General features: G+C 62.6%; 16 protein-coding genes. 7 read left to right on the forward strand and 9 right to left on the reverse strand.

Annotated elements, in window-relative coordinates:
• The first annotated feature begins 35 nt into the window (after positions 1-35).
• Both ACSQ76_RS11885 and ACSQ76_RS11890 read left to right on the forward strand, forming a co-directional pair.
• Entirely contained in the window at positions 36-989 is a 954-nt protein-coding gene (locus ACSQ76_RS11885) for a radical SAM protein (RefSeq protein WP_437156723.1), read from the forward strand.
• 114 nt (positions 990-1103) lie between these two features.
• Positions 1104-1799 carry a M48 family metallopeptidase gene (locus ACSQ76_RS11890; protein WP_306129913.1) on the forward strand — a complete coding sequence of 232 codons (696 nt, stop codon included), beginning with the start codon at positions 1104-1106 and terminating at the stop codon, positions 1797-1799.
• 39 nt (positions 1800-1838) lie between these two features.
• Here the strand turns inward: ACSQ76_RS11890 and ACSQ76_RS11895 are convergent, their stop codons facing one another.
• From ACSQ76_RS11895 to ACSQ76_RS11915, 5 genes are all read right to left on the reverse strand, one after another.
• Entirely contained in the window at positions 1839-2384 is a 546-nt protein-coding gene (locus ACSQ76_RS11895; RefSeq protein ID WP_437156724.1) for an RSP_2648 family PIN domain-containing protein, read from the reverse strand.
• Complete coding sequence (locus tag ACSQ76_RS11900; RefSeq protein ID WP_437156725.1) at positions 2381-3577, reverse strand: RSP_2647 family RNA methyltransferase; 1197 nt, start codon at positions 3575-3577, stop codon at positions 2381-2383. Before ACSQ76_RS11900 ends, ACSQ76_RS11895 begins: the two co-directional genes overlap by 4 nt.
• On the reverse strand, positions 3574-4179 hold the full coding sequence (locus ACSQ76_RS11905) for a DUF6778 family protein (RefSeq protein WP_437156726.1): 606 nt from the start codon (positions 4177-4179) through the stop codon (positions 3574-3576). Before ACSQ76_RS11905 ends, ACSQ76_RS11900 begins: the two co-directional genes overlap by 4 nt.
• A gap of 72 nt (positions 4180-4251) precedes the next feature.
• The gene (locus tag ACSQ76_RS11910) at positions 4252-4515 is read right to left on the reverse strand and encodes a hypothetical protein (protein WP_437156727.1); all 264 of its coding nucleotides are present in this window, start codon (positions 4513-4515) and stop codon (positions 4252-4254) included.
• Positions 4508-7294: a glutamine-synthetase adenylyltransferase gene (locus tag ACSQ76_RS11915; protein WP_437156728.1), complete on the reverse strand. Its 2787-nt coding sequence runs from the start codon at positions 7292-7294 to the stop codon at positions 4508-4510. Before ACSQ76_RS11915 ends, ACSQ76_RS11910 begins: the two co-directional genes overlap by 8 nt.
• A 205-nt stretch (positions 7295-7499) precedes the next feature.
• On the opposite strand from ACSQ76_RS11915, the gene ACSQ76_RS11920 reads away from it, so the two are divergent.
• From ACSQ76_RS11920 to ACSQ76_RS11940, 5 genes are all read left to right on the forward strand, one after another.
• Positions 7500-7946, forward strand: coding sequence for a DUF2852 domain-containing protein (locus tag ACSQ76_RS11920; protein ID WP_437156729.1), 447 nt, complete (start codon positions 7500-7502; stop codon positions 7944-7946).
• A 70-nt stretch (positions 7947-8016) separates the two neighbouring features.
• Entirely contained in the window at positions 8017-8466 is a 450-nt protein-coding gene (locus ACSQ76_RS11925; RefSeq protein WP_437156730.1) for an RDD family protein, read from the forward strand.
• An 85-nt stretch (positions 8467-8551) separates the two neighbouring features.
• The gene (locus ACSQ76_RS11930) at positions 8552-9382 is read left to right on the forward strand and encodes an arginyltransferase (RefSeq protein WP_437156731.1); all 831 of its coding nucleotides are present in this window, start codon (positions 8552-8554) and stop codon (positions 9380-9382) included.
• Positions 9383-9508: 126 nt separating this feature from the next.
• Positions 9509-10522, forward strand: a complete 1014-nt coding sequence (locus tag ACSQ76_RS11935) for a serine hydrolase domain-containing protein (protein WP_437156732.1) — start codon at positions 9509-9511, stop codon at positions 10520-10522.
• A 119-nt stretch (positions 10523-10641) separates the two neighbouring features.
• On the forward strand, positions 10642-11367 hold the full coding sequence (locus ACSQ76_RS11940; RefSeq protein ID WP_437156733.1) for a DUF1194 domain-containing protein: 726 nt from the start codon (positions 10642-10644) through the stop codon (positions 11365-11367).
• Positions 11368-11385: 18 nt separating this feature from the next.
• On the opposite strand, the gene ACSQ76_RS11945 is transcribed toward ACSQ76_RS11940, so the two are convergent.
• The 4 genes from ACSQ76_RS11945 to ACSQ76_RS11960 form a co-directional block, all read right to left on the reverse strand.
• Positions 11386-11928, reverse strand: a complete 543-nt coding sequence (locus ACSQ76_RS11945; protein WP_437156734.1) for an AAA family ATPase — start codon at positions 11926-11928, stop codon at positions 11386-11388.
• 75 nt (positions 11929-12003) lie between these two features.
• Positions 12004-14358, reverse strand: a complete 2355-nt coding sequence (locus ACSQ76_RS11950) for a TRAP transporter large permease (RefSeq protein WP_437156735.1) — start codon at positions 14356-14358, stop codon at positions 12004-12006.
• Complete coding sequence (locus ACSQ76_RS11955) at positions 14358-15284, reverse strand: TRAP transporter small permease subunit (RefSeq protein ID WP_437158197.1); 927 nt, start codon at positions 15282-15284, stop codon at positions 14358-14360. Before ACSQ76_RS11955 ends, ACSQ76_RS11950 begins: the two co-directional genes overlap by 1 nt.
• Before the next feature lie 170 nt (positions 15285-15454).
• Positions 15455-16540, reverse strand: a complete 1086-nt coding sequence (locus tag ACSQ76_RS11960; RefSeq protein WP_437156736.1) for a TRAP transporter substrate-binding protein — start codon at positions 16538-16540, stop codon at positions 15455-15457.
• Positions 16541-16620: the final 80 nt, after the last annotated feature.

A 16620-nucleotide genomic window follows, 5' to 3' on the forward strand; every position in this document is an offset into this window, starting at 1 on the left:
GCCCGAAAGGCAAATGAAATTCGGACGATAGACAGATGAAAGATGTGGCGTCCCCTCGCGCAAACGGTGGAAAATTCATCGACCCGAAGGTCACCGCCGATGGTGAGCAGCGGGCGTACGTCCCGCTGAGCAAGCCACGAACGCTTTGGTTCAATACCGGCACGCTGTGCAACATCACCTGCGCGAATTGTTATATCGAAAGTTCTCCGGAAAACGACCGGCTTGTCTATATCACCACGGCCGAGGTCGGGGATTACCTCGATCAGTTGACCGAACGCGGCTGGCCCGTGACAGAGATCGGGTTTACCGGCGGTGAGCCCTTCATGAACCCTCAGATGGTGGAAATGGCGGGCGTCTGCCTGTCTCGCGGTTACGACGTTCTGATCCTGACCAATGCGATGCGTCCGATGATGCGCAAGCGCGTTCGGGACGGGCTTCAGGCGCTGCAAGAAGAATACGGCGACAAGCTGACCCTGCGCATTTCGGTCGATCATTATTCCGAGGCGCTGCATGACGAGGAACGCGGCAAGGGCAGCTTTGCCCGGACGCTGGAAGGAATGCACTGGCTTCGGCAAACAGGCATCCGGATGGCCATTGCCGGGCGGAGCCTTTGGAACGACGGTGAACACGAGTCGCGTGCCGGCTATCAGGCGTTTTTCGCCGCACACGGGTTTGACATCGACGCCCACGACCCGGCGATGACGGTTCTGTTCCCGGAAATGGACGAGAGCGTCGAAGTTCCGGAAATCACCACCGGCTGCTGGAGCATCCTTGGCAAGTCGCCTGACAGCGTGATGTGTGCGTCCTCGCGTATGGTGGTCAAGCGCAAGGGTGCGGAGCGGCCCGCCGTGCTGGCTTGCACCTTGCTGCCTTATGACGCGGAGTTCGAACTGGGCGAAACGTTGGCGGAGGCCGAGGGAGACGTGGCGCTGAACCACCCCCATTGCGCCAAGTTCTGCGTGCTGGGGGGCGCCAGCTGCTCGGGCTGACCGGGGCTTGGGCCTCCTGCCCTTTTGCAAATCTCCAGAGTTGCGGGGTCATTCTGGATATCAGGCGGCGATGCGTCGCTTGCCCCGCCCGGCTGCAGGGCCCATATCTGCCTCATGATCAAGTTCACCCCGATCCTTCTGGCGATTCTCTATGCAGTGGTCATGTACCGTTTCTCGGTCTGGCGCACCAAGCGGGAGCTTGACGCACGTTCGACCGAACTGGCAGATCCCAAGCTGACACCGTTGTTCTCACGGCTGGCAAAGGCCCTCGATCTGCCGCGTATAAAGGTGCACATCTATGAGATCGACCCGGTCAACGGATTGGCCGCGCCGGATGGGCGCATCTTCATCACGCGTGGTTTCTATCGCAAGTTTCTTTCCGGAGAGGTTTCGGCCGAGGAGATGGCAAGCGTCATCGCGCATGAACTGGGCCACGTGGCGCTTGGTCATTCGCGCCGCCGGATGATCGATTTTTCGGGTCAGAATGCGCTGCGCACGGCTCTGGCGATGGTGCTGTCACGGTTCCTGCCCGGCATCGGAGTCTGGATCGCCAATGGTGTCGCCTCGCTTCTTGCGGCCCGGTTGTCGCGGGGCGACGAATACGAGGCTGACGAATACGCCGCCGCCCTGCTGACCAAGGCCGGGATCGGGACGAGGCCACAGAAATCCCTGTTTGAAAAACTGGAGGCGCTGACCCAGTCGCGCGGCGGCGCGATGCCGGCCTGGCTGATGAGCCACCCCAAGACGACCGAGCGCATTGCCGCTATCGAAAAGCTGGAGACCCGGTGGCACGAGTTGTCAAAACAGTAGGATCAACCTCCGTTTTTTGCCTCCTGACGCGGCATGGAACTAGGCGAAAGCCAGAGCCTTGCCCAAGCGCGGCAGCCGCGCTTTCTTCATCAGTCGCCGGATGTCCCAGTCTTCGCCGCTGAGGCGGCGTGCTTCGGCCAGCACTACCCCGGCGACCTCGTACATCACATCCGGATGCGCCTCGAATACGCCGAGCAGGAACGTGTCGGGATCTGCGCGGCTGATCCCTTCCTCGGCCAGAATATTGCGCGGGAAGTCCTTGGCGTTGACTGTTAGGATCAAGTCGGCCGACCCGGCGATGGCGGCGGCGAGCACGTGGATGTCCGCCGGATCCGGTAGCCACAGTCGCGATTGAAGCGAGGGTGGCCAGGTTACCTCGGCATCGGGCCAGTCGAGCGCCAGCATCGCTGCTTCGGCCTGGGCCTGCGCGATACCGTCGGGGCCCAGCTTGACGACCGCGCGCTGCCATTCCTCGATGATACGTGCCGACCAGAGCGGCTTGAAAACCCCATGCTTCGCTGCCCCAAGAAGCATTTGTCGCATTACGGTCGGATAGATCACGCAGGTGTCGAGAACCGCATTCATAGCCGAAAAAACAGCGCCTTGAGATACCCGCTTTCGGCCAGCTGAGGATGCAGCGGATGGTCCGGCCCGGCGAACCCGGTGTGAATGAGCGCACCCTCGCGCCCGGCACGGCCGATGCCCCGGGTACAGGCGGTCCGGAACTTGTCGAGGGTCGCGGCGTGGGAACAGGAACACAGCCCCAGAAAACCCCCTTCCGCCACAAGGGGTGCGGCCAGCCGTGCGACCCGTTCGTAGGCGCGAAGGCCCTTCTCCAACGCCGGCTTGTTGGGTGCAAATGCCGGCGGGTCACAGATGACCACGTCGAATCGCGCTCCCTCTTCGGCCAAGGTTGTCATAACTTCGAAGGCGTCGCCGCGCCGGGTGGCGAAGCGCTGCGTAAGCCCCATGCGCGCGGCCCCTTCCCCAGCCAGTTCCAGCGCCGGTTGCGAACCGTCGACGGCCAATGCATCGGTCGCCCCCGATGCGAGTGCCGCCAAAGAGAAGCCGCCCACGTGGCTGAAAACATCGAGTACGCGGCTTTTTCGCACGAGCGTCGCCGCAAACGCGTGATTGGGACGCTGGTCGTAGAAAAGCCCGGTTTTCTGCCCGCCGGTCAGATCGGCCATGTAGGTGGCCCCGTTCATCGGCACGGGTAGCGGCTCCGCGGGCAAATCGCCCACTATCGCCACGGTCGTGTCGTTGAGCCCTTCCAGCGCCCGCGCCCGCCCCGAGCCGTTCTTGATCACGCAGGCCACAGACGTGACATTCACCAGGGCCGCCACGATCTGGGGCAGCAGAACCTCGGCCCAGGCCGCGTTCGGCTGAATGACTGCAACATGATCGAAACGGTCGATGATTACCCCCGGCAAACCGTCAGCCTCGGCATGAACCAGTCGGTAATACGGGGCATCAAATAGGCGTTCCCGCATCAATAGGGCCTGGCGCAACCTGCGCTCAAGCCAGGCCAGATCGACCTGCGCGGTCGGGTCCCGGTCCAGCACTCGTGCCATGATGCGCGACTTCGGATTTACGGCCACATGGGCCAGCGGCGTGCGTTCGGCATCTTCCAGCACCGCCAGAGTGCCGGGTGTCAGCGCCTTGGTCCGTCGGTCGGTGACGAGTTCATTGTCGAAAACCCATGGAAACCCATGCCGTATGGCACGGGCCTGCGTCTTGGGTTTCAGGCGGATGCGAGGCAAAGAGGACGGCGTCATGCCGTCCCCTTAAGCCGTTTCAGTTTTTGTTGGAAGCACCGAGTTGATTCAGCGCCCCCATCAGGCCCAGGTTTGCCGCCTGATAGCCCTCGGGACTGCGGGGCGCCATATGCGACGCCGGTCTCGGGATTGCGCAGAAGCATGCGGAATTGCAGTGCATGAACGCCGCCCACGGTATACCGCGCCTTTTCCGTCAACGCGTGGAATCGCGTGACCTGGATATCCAGCACCGCCGGTACGTGACCGGATCGCATGGCGTTGACGCCCTGCTGCATCGCCGCCTTGAAGATCGCCTTGACCTGTGCGTGTCGGTCGCCCGCAGGATCTTCGCGCCAGACGATGTCGCCCCCCGGAAGGTAGCGGTTGGCTTCGGAAACTTTGAGAGACTTCGGAACGTTGACCCGGATTTCCTGGATCGCATATGCCGGAGCAGCCACGGAGACCGAAGTGGTTTCAAGCGGAGCATTCCGTGTTGCCGTCTCGGGCGTGGAACAGCCCGCGACAGACAGTCCCATGATCAGCGCGGTGATAGCTCGACGGGTTTTCATGTCATCCTCCTGGCGCAATTTCAGCGCATTGGTTGGAGGTACCTTGACGAGCAATTGAGGCTAGTTTTGGGCACGTTCGGTACTTCACCAAGGTTCGTTCGCACGCGACACCGCGGTGACGAGCGGTCAGCGCTCCCGCCGGCGCCACCCGCCGCGGCGCTTTGGCGCCGCCGCGGAATTCAGGCCTTCGCGCAGAACAGCAGTCATCGGATGATCGGGATACTGGGTGCCGTAGCGCTCGATGAGGCCTTCCAGCTGCAGCTTTACGTCGCCTTCGCCATCCACCGACAGCGCCCAATCCAGAAAGATGGACCGGCATTCTCCCGACGTGATGCCCTCGATCCTATAGGATTCCCGGATCAGCCCCTTGGGATCCAACGGGTCAGCCATCTGCTGTTCCTCGCTTCAATGCCGCTTCAATCACCACTGCGGCCTCTGACGTGCGCCGCTCCAGGTCCTGACGCAAGTCTGCCATATGCTCCTGTCCGGTCTGCCGCAGAATGAAAGCCTTTGCCCCGTCGCCCAACTTGTCCTCGTCCAATGGCTTGTCACCCAGCAGGCGCGCCGCCTGCGTCACTTGCCAACAAAGCCCGTAAGCGGCGGCAAGCTCAGTCTCTTCCGCGTCATTTAACCAACCGGCGGCGACACCGGCGGCCAATCCGGCCTCGACGCTGCGTTCGGGTTGTCCGGCAAGCAGGCATCCTGCCTGGGCAATCAACTCGATGTCCTGCATCCGGCCATCGCCCAGCTTGGTCTCCCACGCCCCCCCTGAACCCTTGGCGGCTTTGATCCGTGCTCGCATGTCGCCGACTTCTCTCAGGACGGTCTCGCGATCGCCCTTTTGCGGTAGCAGCGCACAGCGGAACGCCTCGACATCCGCGGCCAGCGTGTCGGGGCCGGCCACGACGCAGGCACGGGTCAGTGCAAGGTGCTCCCAAACCCAGGCCTCCTGTTCCTGGTAGCTCTGAAACGAGTTCCAGCTGGTGGCCACCGGACCCTGGTTGCCCGAGGGGCGCAGGCGCATGTCCACCTCGTAAAGACGCCCTTCGGACATTGGCGCCGTCAGTGCGGTGATCAGCGCCTGTGTCAGGCGCGCATAGTAGGGCCGCGTTGCAAGCGGACGGCGACCATCGGATCCTTCGGCCCCTTCGGCATCGTAGATCACGATCAGGTCAAGGTCGGAGCCTGCGTTGAGTTTTCCTGCGCCAAGCGAGCCCATGCCAAGCACGACAGCGCCGCGCCCGGGCGCCGGGCCATGCTTCTGTGCGAACTGGGCGCAAACCACGCCCCAGAGCTCGGCCAGGATCACCTGCGCAAGATCGGCATATTGCGCACCAGCCTTGTCGGCCCCGATCAGTCCGCGCAACAGATGGACGCCAGTTCGGAAGTGCCACTCCTTGAGCCATCGGCGCGCCGCGTCGAGCTTGCGTTCGTAATCATCTTCGCGCTCCAGCCGCGCCGCCAGTTCGCGCCGCAGGCGTACTTGGTCCGGCCAGGGAGCGAAGAAATCCCCGGCAATTACTGCATCGAACACACCTGGATGCCGCGACAGGTAGCTGGCCAGGGCCGGCGAGACACCTGCGATGTCGACCATCAGGTCGATCAACTGGGGGTTGGCCTCGAACAGCGCGAAAACCTGCACTCCCGCCGGAAGGCCGGACAGGAAGCCGTCAAAGGCCAGCAACGCCTCATGCGGGTTGGAGGACCGGCTGAGGCGTTCGAGTATTTCTGGCCTGAGCCGGTCAAAGATCGTATTGGCCCGCTCGCTGCGCAAGGCCGGATAGCTGCGCCACCGACCGATGACCTCGTCATCCAGCCCCTCGAATGCGACAGGCTTTTCGCTGCTGCTGTCGGGCGCGAAAAATCCCTCGATCAGGTCATGCACCTCTTGAAGACGCCCGGTAAGTTCGTCGCGGAAATCCGGCGCGTCACGATCGCACAGCGCGGCCAGCCGTGCCCAGGCGTCGGGATGATCCGGCAGGACCTGTGTTTGCGCGTCGCGCAGCATCTGAAGCCGGTGTTCGATCTCGCGATGGGCCCGGTAATGGTCGGCAAGCATCTGCGCGGCATCGCCGGGCACCCAGTCCTTGTCCGCCAGCCGCGCCAGCCCATCGACCGTGCCGCGCACCCGCAGATCGGGATCGCGACCTCCGGAGATCAACTGGCGGGTCTGGGTGAAGAACTCGATCTCGCGAATGCCGCCACGCCCCAGCTTCATGTTGTGCCCGTCCAGCCGGATCGGACCATGGAGGCCTTTGTGCTCGCGGATACGCAGGCGCATGTTGTGCGCGTCCTCGATGGCGGCAAAGTCAAGATGCTTGCGCCATACGAAGGGACGGAGGGTGTCGAGGAAACGCGCACCCGCCTTGATGTCGCCCGCCGCGGCACGTGCCTTGATATAGGCCGCGCGCTCCCACGTGCGGCCGAGGCTTTCGTAGTAGGTTTCGGCGGCGCCCATGGCCATGCAGACCGGCGTGACGTTGGGATCCGGACGCAGACGCAGGTCGGTGCGAAAGACATAACCATCCGCCGTGCGGTCGTTCAACATGGCCGCCATGCGGCGCGTCGCCCGAACAAAACCCGTCCGGGCCTCCTGGTAGGTGTCGCCGTCGAACCGGTCTTCGTCGAACAAACAGATAAGGTCGATGTCGGAACTGTAGTTGAGCTCATGCGCACCCATCTTGCCCATGGCCAGCACGACCATACCTGCAGCATCCTCCAGTGCATCCTCATCCTGTCCGGGGATCTTGCCGCGCCTCAACTCGGGCAGGAGCGCCGCACGCAGGGCCTGTGTCACTGCAAGGTCAGCAAACCGCGTGAGGGCGCATGTCACCTCCTCCAGCGTCCAGACGCCGGCCAGATCGGCAAGTGCGACCAGTAGCGCCACCCTGCCCTTGGCCCGGCGAAGCCGCGAACTGGTCTCGTCGACGGGGATCGAGGCAACCTCGTTCATCAGATCGTCGAACGCTGCCTCGGGATTGTCGAACATTTCGGGCAGCCAGTCGCGTTCTTTCAAACTGAGCGAGTGCAGGAACGGGCTACATCCGGCCGAGCCTTCGACAAGCGCCGCCACGTCGGAAGAAACGCCATCGACCGCGTCGCGCGCCTCCTGTCCGGGGGCGGTGTCGAAGGAGCGCGGACATCTGGTCATGCGATCGGAGAAACTCATGGTTGCAGTGATACACCCAATGCACGGGCGGTCAACGGCCCGCCCGTTCTCTGCCTTTGCGATATCTGCGTGGTATCCAGAACAGCCAAGCCTGGCATGTGAAAATAATTAACATCCCCTCTTGCAACGGGCGCGACCATTCCCCATCTCCTGAATGTAAAGACGCTTCACATACCATCCTCAAACCACCCCGAAAGGACCCTAGATGAACACGTACACCTACAACTCGCCCGCTGCCGGCATCTCGGGCTGGTTCGCCCGCACCGAGGCATGGCTTGACGACAAGGGCAAAGCCGCGTGGATCGCAGTGCTGGTCGTCTCGATGATCGCGTTCTGGCCCGTCGGCCTCGTGCTGCTGGCCTACATGATCTGGCGCAACAAGCTGTCCTGCCCTTCCAACCGGGTGTCGCATCGCCCGATAGTGCGTCCGCTGAAGGGTTCGTCGGGCAACAGCGCGTTCGACGCCTATCGCGATGAGACCCTGCGCCGACTGGAAGAAGAACAGCAGAACTTCGAGGCCTTCCTTGAGCGGCTGCGCGCGGCACGCGACAAGGCGGAATTCGACCAGTTCATGGAAGAGCGTGCCCGCAAGACCGATTCCGAAGCAGACGACGACGAGGCAGACACGCACGGTACAGCGCGTGCCAACTGACGCCCGGTAAATGACACGCCCTCCGTGCCGTCACCTTTCGAGGCGCGGTGGGCCAGCCTATATGATGCATATGACCGATACGACCTGGCATATCCCCGACCCCGACCCGCAGCCCGATTTTTATGCGGATGTCCCGCTGAAACGTTTCCTTGCATGGCTGGTGGACAGTGTCCTGACACTGGTGTTTTGCGTACTGGTGCTGCCGTTCACGGCCTTCACCGGGCTGTTTTTCCTGCCCTTCCTGTTTCTTGCCATCGGCCTGGTCTATCGGACCGCGACCATCGCGAAAGGATCCGCCACGTGGGGCATGCGCCTTTTCGCGCTGGAGTTCCGCACCGCGTCGGGTCATCGATTTGATGGTACGATGGCGTTCTTGCACTCGATGGGGTTCACCTTTTCCTGTGCCGTTCCGCTGGTGCAACTGGCATCGATTCTGTTGATGCTGACAGGCTCGCGCGCGCAAGGCCTGACCGACCTTGTCCTTGGAACCGTTGCCATAAACCGACGCGCGGCGTGCTGACACAGGCTGCGCTGCACGGGATTTGACCTCTTGGCGCAGCGATACATCGTTGTTATCGTCACGGCTGAAAGTTGCGAAACCTACCATGCGTCATACCCTTCCCATCGCGCCCCAGTTCTATGTGACGGCGCCCCAGCCCTGCCCCTATCTCGAGGGCCGGATGGAACGGAAGCTGTTCACGGCACTGCAGGGAGATGGGGCGCAGCGCCTTAACGATACACTTTCAAAACAGGGGTTTCGTCGTTCGCAGAACGTGCTGTACCGCCCGTCCTGTGCGGATTGCGCCGCCTGTCTGTCGGCCCGCGTGAATGTCGAAAATTTCACCGCCTCGCGCAGCCAGCGCCGCACCCTTCGGCGCAACCGTCATCTCGACCGGCGCGCCACGTCGCCTTGGGCCACCGAGGAACAATACGCGCTTTTCCGCGAGTACCTGGAAGATCGGCATGCGAATGGCGGCATGGCTGACATGGATACCTTCGAATTTGCCGCGATGATCGAGGAAACGCCGATCCGCACTCGCGTGGTGGAATATGCCGACCGGGAAACTGGTGAGCTTGTCGCGGTCTGCCTGACGGACGTGTTCGACGACGGCGTCAGCATGGTCTATTCCTTCTACGATCCGAACCGGCCGCGCGACAGCTTGGGCACGTACATCATCCTCGATCATATCGACATCGCCCGAGAAGCCGGCCTGCCCTATGTCTATCTGGGCTACTGGGTCCCGGGCAGCGCAAAGATGGGATACAAGGCGGCGTTTTCTGGGCTCGAGGTCTATTCGGCCGGAGAGTGGCAGCCCATGCGCGATCCGGAAGATTTCGAGGCACACCGCCACCCGCTGTCCAACGATCCGATCGCCGAGCAGGTGGCGAACATTTCGCTGCCCGACGGACGCCCCCTGCGCAACAGGAAGTACTGAAGCGCCCTCTCGGGTAGTAAGCTGTTGGGACACATTCTCGTGTGTGCCATCGGGCTTACGCCTTCGTGCTCTGGCCGTTTCCGGTGTCCGTGATATGTCGTGAAGTGCCGAAGCTCACGAGGTTGCATGTCCATTCTCCTCCACCGCCGCCACTTTCTTGCCAGTGCTGCCGCGCTCGCCGCATGGCCCGTCCGGGCGCAACCCACCGGGTGGCGGAACGTAGCGGATGCCGCGGGGGAGCTGGAGCAATGCCACGCTGTACTGATCTACCAGCACGGTGCAGAGGTTTTCGCCGAAGCGTTCCGCGGCCCGGAGATCGGCACGCCCGTGCCGATCAAATCGGTGTCGAAGACACTTGTGGCTGCTCTGACCGGCGCCGCGCTGGATCGGGGCGAGATTCCCGGGATGCAGGCCACCATCGGGCAGCTTGCCCCCAACCTTGTCCCCGACAGTGCCGAACCCGGGGTGGCGGACATCACCGTCGAAAACCTCGTGACGATGCAGGCCGGGCTGGAACGGACATCCGGCCCCAACTACGGCGAATGGGTCAGCAGCGGCAACTGGGTCGCCGATGCCCTGTCACGCCCCTTCGAGACAAAGCCGGGCGCACGCATGCTATACTCCACCGGCTCGTTCCACATCCTCGGCGCGATCCTGTCCGAAGTCACCGGGCAGAGCCTCCTGCAACAGGCACGCGACCGGCTTGGCGCACCGCTGGGCATCAGCATCCCGCCATGGACACGCGATCCGCAGGGACGTTACCTTGGCGGCAACGAAATGTCGCTCAGCCTTCCGGCGATGATTCATTTCGGTGAAATGTACCGGCGCGGCGGCGTGTGGGACGACACGCGCGTTCTGAGCGAGGCGTGGGTGGAAAGGTCCCTCGAGCCCGTCACACGTTCGCCCTGGTCCGGATTGCGCTATGGCTACGGCTGGTTTCTGGGACGATCCGAGGGAGACGATTATGCCTTGGCCCGTGGCTATGGCGGGCAGGTGATCTGCATCGTCCCCGGCCTGGGCCTGACGATCGCCATCACGTCCGACTCGACCCGCCCGGCGCGCAGCATCGGCTATTTCGGAGACCTGATGACCCTGATCGAGGGGACCATACTGCCTCTGGCCAGGAACGAAAGAACCTGACCGCGGCCCGGCGATGCCGCATTCCGTTTTCAAGGCACCATGCGCCGAAAGAAATGATTACACGCGGATGTGACCATTGGCCCCTTGCCTTGATGCGTCTTGCCGGGAAATGTTACTGGATGCGCATTCTGGCCTGCATCCTCTGCCTGCTTGCCCAACCCGCCCTTGCCGAAACCCGGCAGGAGGTCGGCCTGGAACTGGTGCTGCTGGCGGATGCATCGGGATCGATAGATGACATGGAACTGTCGTTTCAGCGTCAAGGCTATGCAAGCGCGATCACCGATCCCGAGGTCCTGAAGGCCATCCGAGATTCGCTTTATGGCAATGTCGCCGTCACCTACGTGGAATGGGCCACCAACACCGCGGTCGTCGTGCCGTGGACGGTGATCGACGGCGAAGCATCGGCCCAAGCGTTCGCCGACGCACTGGCCGGCCCGCCCCGCCAGGCCTATGGCAGCAACGCCATCGGGGGCGCCCTGCTAGATGCGAAACGCCTGATCGAAACGAATGATATCATGGCCCCGCGCGCGGTAATCGACTTTTCCGGCGACAGTATCAGGAACTCGTCGGGCCCCGCAATTGCCGCGGCGCGGGCCGAGGTCCTGGCTGCGGGCATCGTCATCAATGCCCTGCCTATCTTGCGCCCCGAGGACGGGCGCCGCGCCGGGGCCAATCTCGAGGATGAATACGCCGAACGTATCATCGGCGGTCCCGGCGCCTTCATGGTGACGGCGGACGGGCGCGACAGTTTCGCCCGCACCGTGCGGCGCAAGCTGGTGCTGGAAATCTCGGGCCGGACACCGGCCCCCGGCGCCGGGCGGGTCGCCGCGGTCCAGGTTCAATAGGCGTAGCGCAGGGATGGTTCAGCCAAGACGATTCAGAACAAAAACGGCGCGTTCCGCCACCCCGATCTTTGGTAGGAGAACCAACGTGTAGCCTAGCCGATCATAGGCTTTGCAAAGGCGATGATATTCGTCGACCGCCGCGTCGAATCCATGGCGCCGCTCGCCGTCGGTTCGGTAGAGTTCCGGCCAAGGAGGCGCCATGAAGACGAGCGGGTGAAATCGCGCCGTGCCGGCAAGGGTCTCGGCCACATTGGTACCCTCGGCATATTCCAGCGCGACGGCCGCGTCGATCAGCCCGCGATCGAAGAAGACCCAGGCTATCGGCTCGCCAAACGAGGCCCTGTCCCGCGTAGCCATTTCCACCGCATGCCGGGCGAAAGCCGCCGGATCGACCCACGGAAGGGCGGCGCCGCGCCCTCCCATTTCTTGCGCAACGATGCGCCGGCCCGGCTCGGCCACGGTATGGAAGCCCGCCCGGCCCAAAGCGGCCAGCAGGGTGGATTTTCCGCCGCCGGAACATCCCGATAGGATGACATGCCGCTTGTGTGACGTGTCTGTCATGAACCGCGCAATGTCCGGTGCAAGAAGCGAAGGCCCGGTGTTCGCCGGGCCCCCGTCAAGAGAGCTGTACCGAACTCAGCCGCCCAGCAGGTCCGGAACGATCGTGACAATATCCGGGAAGAACCACAGGATCGCCAGCCCAACCACCTGGATCAGCACGAACGGTGCGACGCCGCGGTAGATATGACCGGTCGTGACCTCCTTTGGCGCCACGCCCCTGAGATAGAACAGCGCGAAACCGAAAGGTGGCGTGAGGAACGAGGTCTGAAGATTGACCGCGATCATGATCGTCACCCATTTCGGATCGAACGTGCCACCATAGATCACAGGGCCCACGATCGGGACTACGATGTAGATGATCTCCAGGAAGTCCAGCACGAAGCCCAGTATGAACAGCACCAGCATCACGATCAGGAAGACCTTGAACTCGTTGTCGAACGATCGCAGGAACTGCTGGATGTAGTGTTCCCCGCCGAACGAGATCACCACCAGGTTCAGAAGCTGTGACCCGATCAGGATGGTGAAGACCATGCTGGTCACCTTTGCGGTCTCCCGCACCACGGGGCTCAGCACGCCGCCGGCAAACAGCACCCAGCAGGCAAACAGCAGACCGAACAGCGCATAGAGATAGGCCGCCTTGGCCACGATGAACGCGACCCAGCTTTCGGCGGAAGCCCCCTCGACGTTGATCCGCAGGTCGAAATTGATCCCGACGATGATCGCAATGATGATCGCGAAGGTGGCGAAGATGATGATCTTGCCAGAGCGTTCCTGGTCCTTCAGCTTGCGATAGGCCGCGAGCATGATTGCCCCGCCCGCGCCCAGTGCAGCCGCCGGCGTGGGGTTGGTGATACCGCCCAGGATCGACCCCAGCACAGCCACGATCAGCACGAGGGGCGGAAAGACCACGCGGATAAGTTCGTTCTGGGCCAGACGCGCCGCGGCGTGCGTGCAGCCGTAAAGCGCCAGTGCGACGGGAATGGCCATGATCGCGAATGTTGCGCCGGAACTCCATTGCGGACCGATCAGGAGGACATCCACCAAAAGCCCGAGCACGATACCGATCCCACCAACGATCAAGGGAGTCGGGCTTTCGGACGGAAGTACACCACGGGCGAGGGTCAGAACGAGCGCGAAGATCAACATCATGACAGCAATGCCGGTCCCGATCGGCGCCGCGTTCTCGATCTTGCGGGCCAGCATTTCAGCGCGCTCTTCCTCAGTCAGGCGGACGCTTTGGGTCACGCCACCGGACTCGTCGATGGACTTCTGTTCGGCAACTGCCCGGTCCCAAGCCGCCTGCCCGTGCAGTTCGATCATGGACTCCTTGCACTCGGCCCCCACGGCGGTACGCAGGCTGGCACTCTGGCCCTGTTCGCTGAAACTGTCGATGGTCGTGCTCTGGCTGCCGATCACGTTCATCTGTCCCAGCACCAGAACCCCGACGACCAGCGCGACGGGAATGCCGAGGAACCACGTAAACGCCTCGCCGCGGGTGATTGCCTCTGCGTTGGTGGCGCCCAGTTCAACGGCCGGCGCTTTGCTCGGGTTCACCAGAGCGTAGCCAAAAGCATAGAGCGCGTAGAGCAAAGCCAGAAGGATGCCTGGTAGCAGCGCCGCCTGAAACAGCGTACCGACCGAAACCACAGCCGGTTCGCCCAGGTAGGTCAGAGCGTCGGTGCAGCCCGCCTCCTGCGCGCGTGCTTCCTGCGCGACCGAGTAAAGGTCGCCGGCAAGCGTACCCAAAAGGACGATCACGATCGAAGGCGGGATGATCTGCCCCAACGTGCCCGAGGCCGCGATCACACCTGTCGCGATTTCGGGACTGTAATTGTTGCGCAACATCGTCGGCAGGCTGAGCAGGCCCATCGTCACCACGGTTGCGCCAACGATGCCTGTCGAGGCGGCAAGGAACGCGCCGACGACAACCACCGAAACAGCCAGGCCGCCTGGCAACGGGCCGAAGACCCGCGCCATGGTGGTCAGCAGGTCGTTGGCCACCTTGGAGCGTTCCAGCGTGATGCCCATAAGGACGAACATCAACACGGCCAGCAGGGTCTCGATCGACTGGCCCGCGAAGACACGTTCGTTCATCCTGTTCACGACAAAGCTCACGTTCCGGTCAAGCGCGGTTTCCCAACCTTGCGGAAACACCGGCTCGCCCACGCGTGGCAGCTCGGGGTACCGGAAAATCGATACGGACTCGGGCTTCACCCCCGATCCGACAAGCGTGCGATAGGCCTCGCTACCGGTGTCGATCGCCTGGTGTATCAGCAGGCCCGCACTGTCTAGCCCGGCAATGATCGCAAAGGAAATGACGCCGGCGCCGCCGATGGCAAAGGCCACCGGGAAGCCGGACAGGATGCCCCCGAAGAGGCAGAGGAACACGATGATCAGGCCGATCTCGACGCCATCAAGTCCAAACAACATCAGTGTGTCCCCTCATAGGCTTCTTCGCCTTCCCCGAGGCTGTCCTTGTCAAGGTATTTGCCGTCGCTTTCCGGCCCCTCCTTCCATTCGAGGTAGGAGCGGTAGAAGAAGGCGATGGACTGGATGAACACCATGCCCGCAAAGGCGACCATCAGGACCTTGAACAAAAAATATCCGTTAAACCCGTTCGGGCTGAAGCCGATGGTCTCGACGTTCCAGCGCACCGCGCGCGCCTTCATCATCAGCCGATCAAGCGACTCCGACGCCGAGGGTTTCGGCGTTATCAGGTGGCGCCACATGAAGTACCAGCCGTACATCCAGATCAGGATGGCCATCGGCGCCATGAAAAGGACGCATCCGATCATGTCGATCAGCCTTTGCGTGCGAAACTTGACCGCCGCATAGACAAGGTCGACCCGCACATGCCCGCCCTGAACGAATGTGTAGGTACAGCACAGCGCAATCACCAGCGCATTGTGAAATTTCAGAGCTTCGGCCCACCAGCTGATGTCATATGTCAGCGGGATGCCGAAGCCGAAGGAGATATCCGGCCGCACGAAGATCCGTTGCACGAAGACGATGACGATCTGCTGTATCACCATGATCAGGCCCGCCCAGGCAAAGAGGCGCCCTGTGATATTCGCGAACCCCTCCAAAACCCTGACACAGCCCCACATGAAACTGTTCCGCCAGATCCCGACCGCAGTCAGGACCAGCACGAAGGTGAAGATGACAAAGAAGAACTCGACCGATCCGCCGTAATAGACGAACCGCATGATAGCTTCCTTGTCGGCCCAGTTCAGCCACAGCCCGGGATGCGTGATGGCGTAGGCCAGATCGTAGAATGACCCGAAAATTCCGCCGAAAAACCAAAGAACTGCATCCACAAAGGCGGACCCGGATCCGGTCGCTTCAGTCTCGCCCATGTAACATTCCCCCATGCCCTGCGTGTCGGACCGGTCCGGACGCGCCAGCGTCACCGTGACCTTGCCAAACCGACTGTCAGCCGACCTTGCGCAGGAGTCATACGCCTAAGTGCAGAATGCTTCCCGCGCCATGCAAGGCGCGGGAAGCGTAGCTCACAATCGCCCGGCGATCAGATGTCGAGCACGCGGTCGCGCTGCGAACGGAAGCTGCCTTCGGACCGGCTGATCCAGGAGGCCGAGCTTTCCAGCGACTCGCGGTAGCTGTCATAGGCTTTCTTGTAGAGTTCGTCGCCCATGTTCTGCTGCAGCACTTCCTGTGCCGCCGCACCGAACGCGTCCCAGACCTCGTCGGGGAATTCACGCAAGGTGACGCCCGACGATTGCAGACGCTGCAGCGCCGCACCGTTATTGGCCATGAACTGCGACATGCTCCAGATATTGGTGGCTTGCGCCGCGCCCGAGACGATTGCCTGCTGCGCCGGGGTAAGGCTCTCGTAGACCTCAAGGCCGACAACGCAGTTCAGGTTCGGGCCAGGCTCGTGGAAGCCGGCGGTGTAGTAGGTCTTGGTGATCTCCTGGAAACCGGCCTTCTCGTCCGCCCAGGGGCCGATCCACTCGGTGCCGTCGATGGCACCCGACGACAGCGCCTGGTACACTTCGGAGCCGGGAAGGTTCTGAACGCTGGCACCCAGCTTGCCCAGCACTTCGCCACCCTGGCCGGGCATACGGAAACGCAGGCCCTGAAAGTCCTCGGGCGAGTTGATTTCCTTGGCGAACCATCCGCCCGATTGCGGGCCGGTGTTGCCGCACGGAAATGCCTTGAGGCCGAAAATCGAGTAGAGCTCGTCGCCCAGCTCCTTGCCGCCGTCGATGTACCACCAGTTCGAATATTCCTGGAAGGTCATCCCGAACGGGATCTGCGAGTAGAACGACAGCGCCGGGTGCTGACCCAGGAAGTAATAGTCCACGCCATGGTACATGTCGGCCTGACCGGCTGTAACGGCGTCGAACACCTCGAACGCCCCGACGAGTTCGCCGGCAGCTTTCAGATCGACGGTCAACTGGCCATCGCTCATCGCGGTGATCTGGTCGGCGCAGTACTGTGCGGCGTCATGCACGCCGGCGAGGCCACGGCCCCAAGTCGTGACCATGGTCAGAGTGCGGTTGCCCTGAGCATAAGCCGGAGCGGCCAGCGATGTGGCGGCCGCGGCCGACCCGCCCAGAGCGGTATTTTTCAGAAATGAACGACGATCCATTCGGTATATCCTCCCAATTGATGAAGCGCGCATGCCGTCCCTAGCAGCCTGCGCGCGGACCGTTGCAGGTGTCGGGACAC

The organism is Roseovarius sp. B08 (genome assembly GCF_051417955.1).
Taxonomy (GTDB): domain Bacteria; phylum Pseudomonadota; class Alphaproteobacteria; order Rhodobacterales; family Rhodobacteraceae; genus Roseovarius.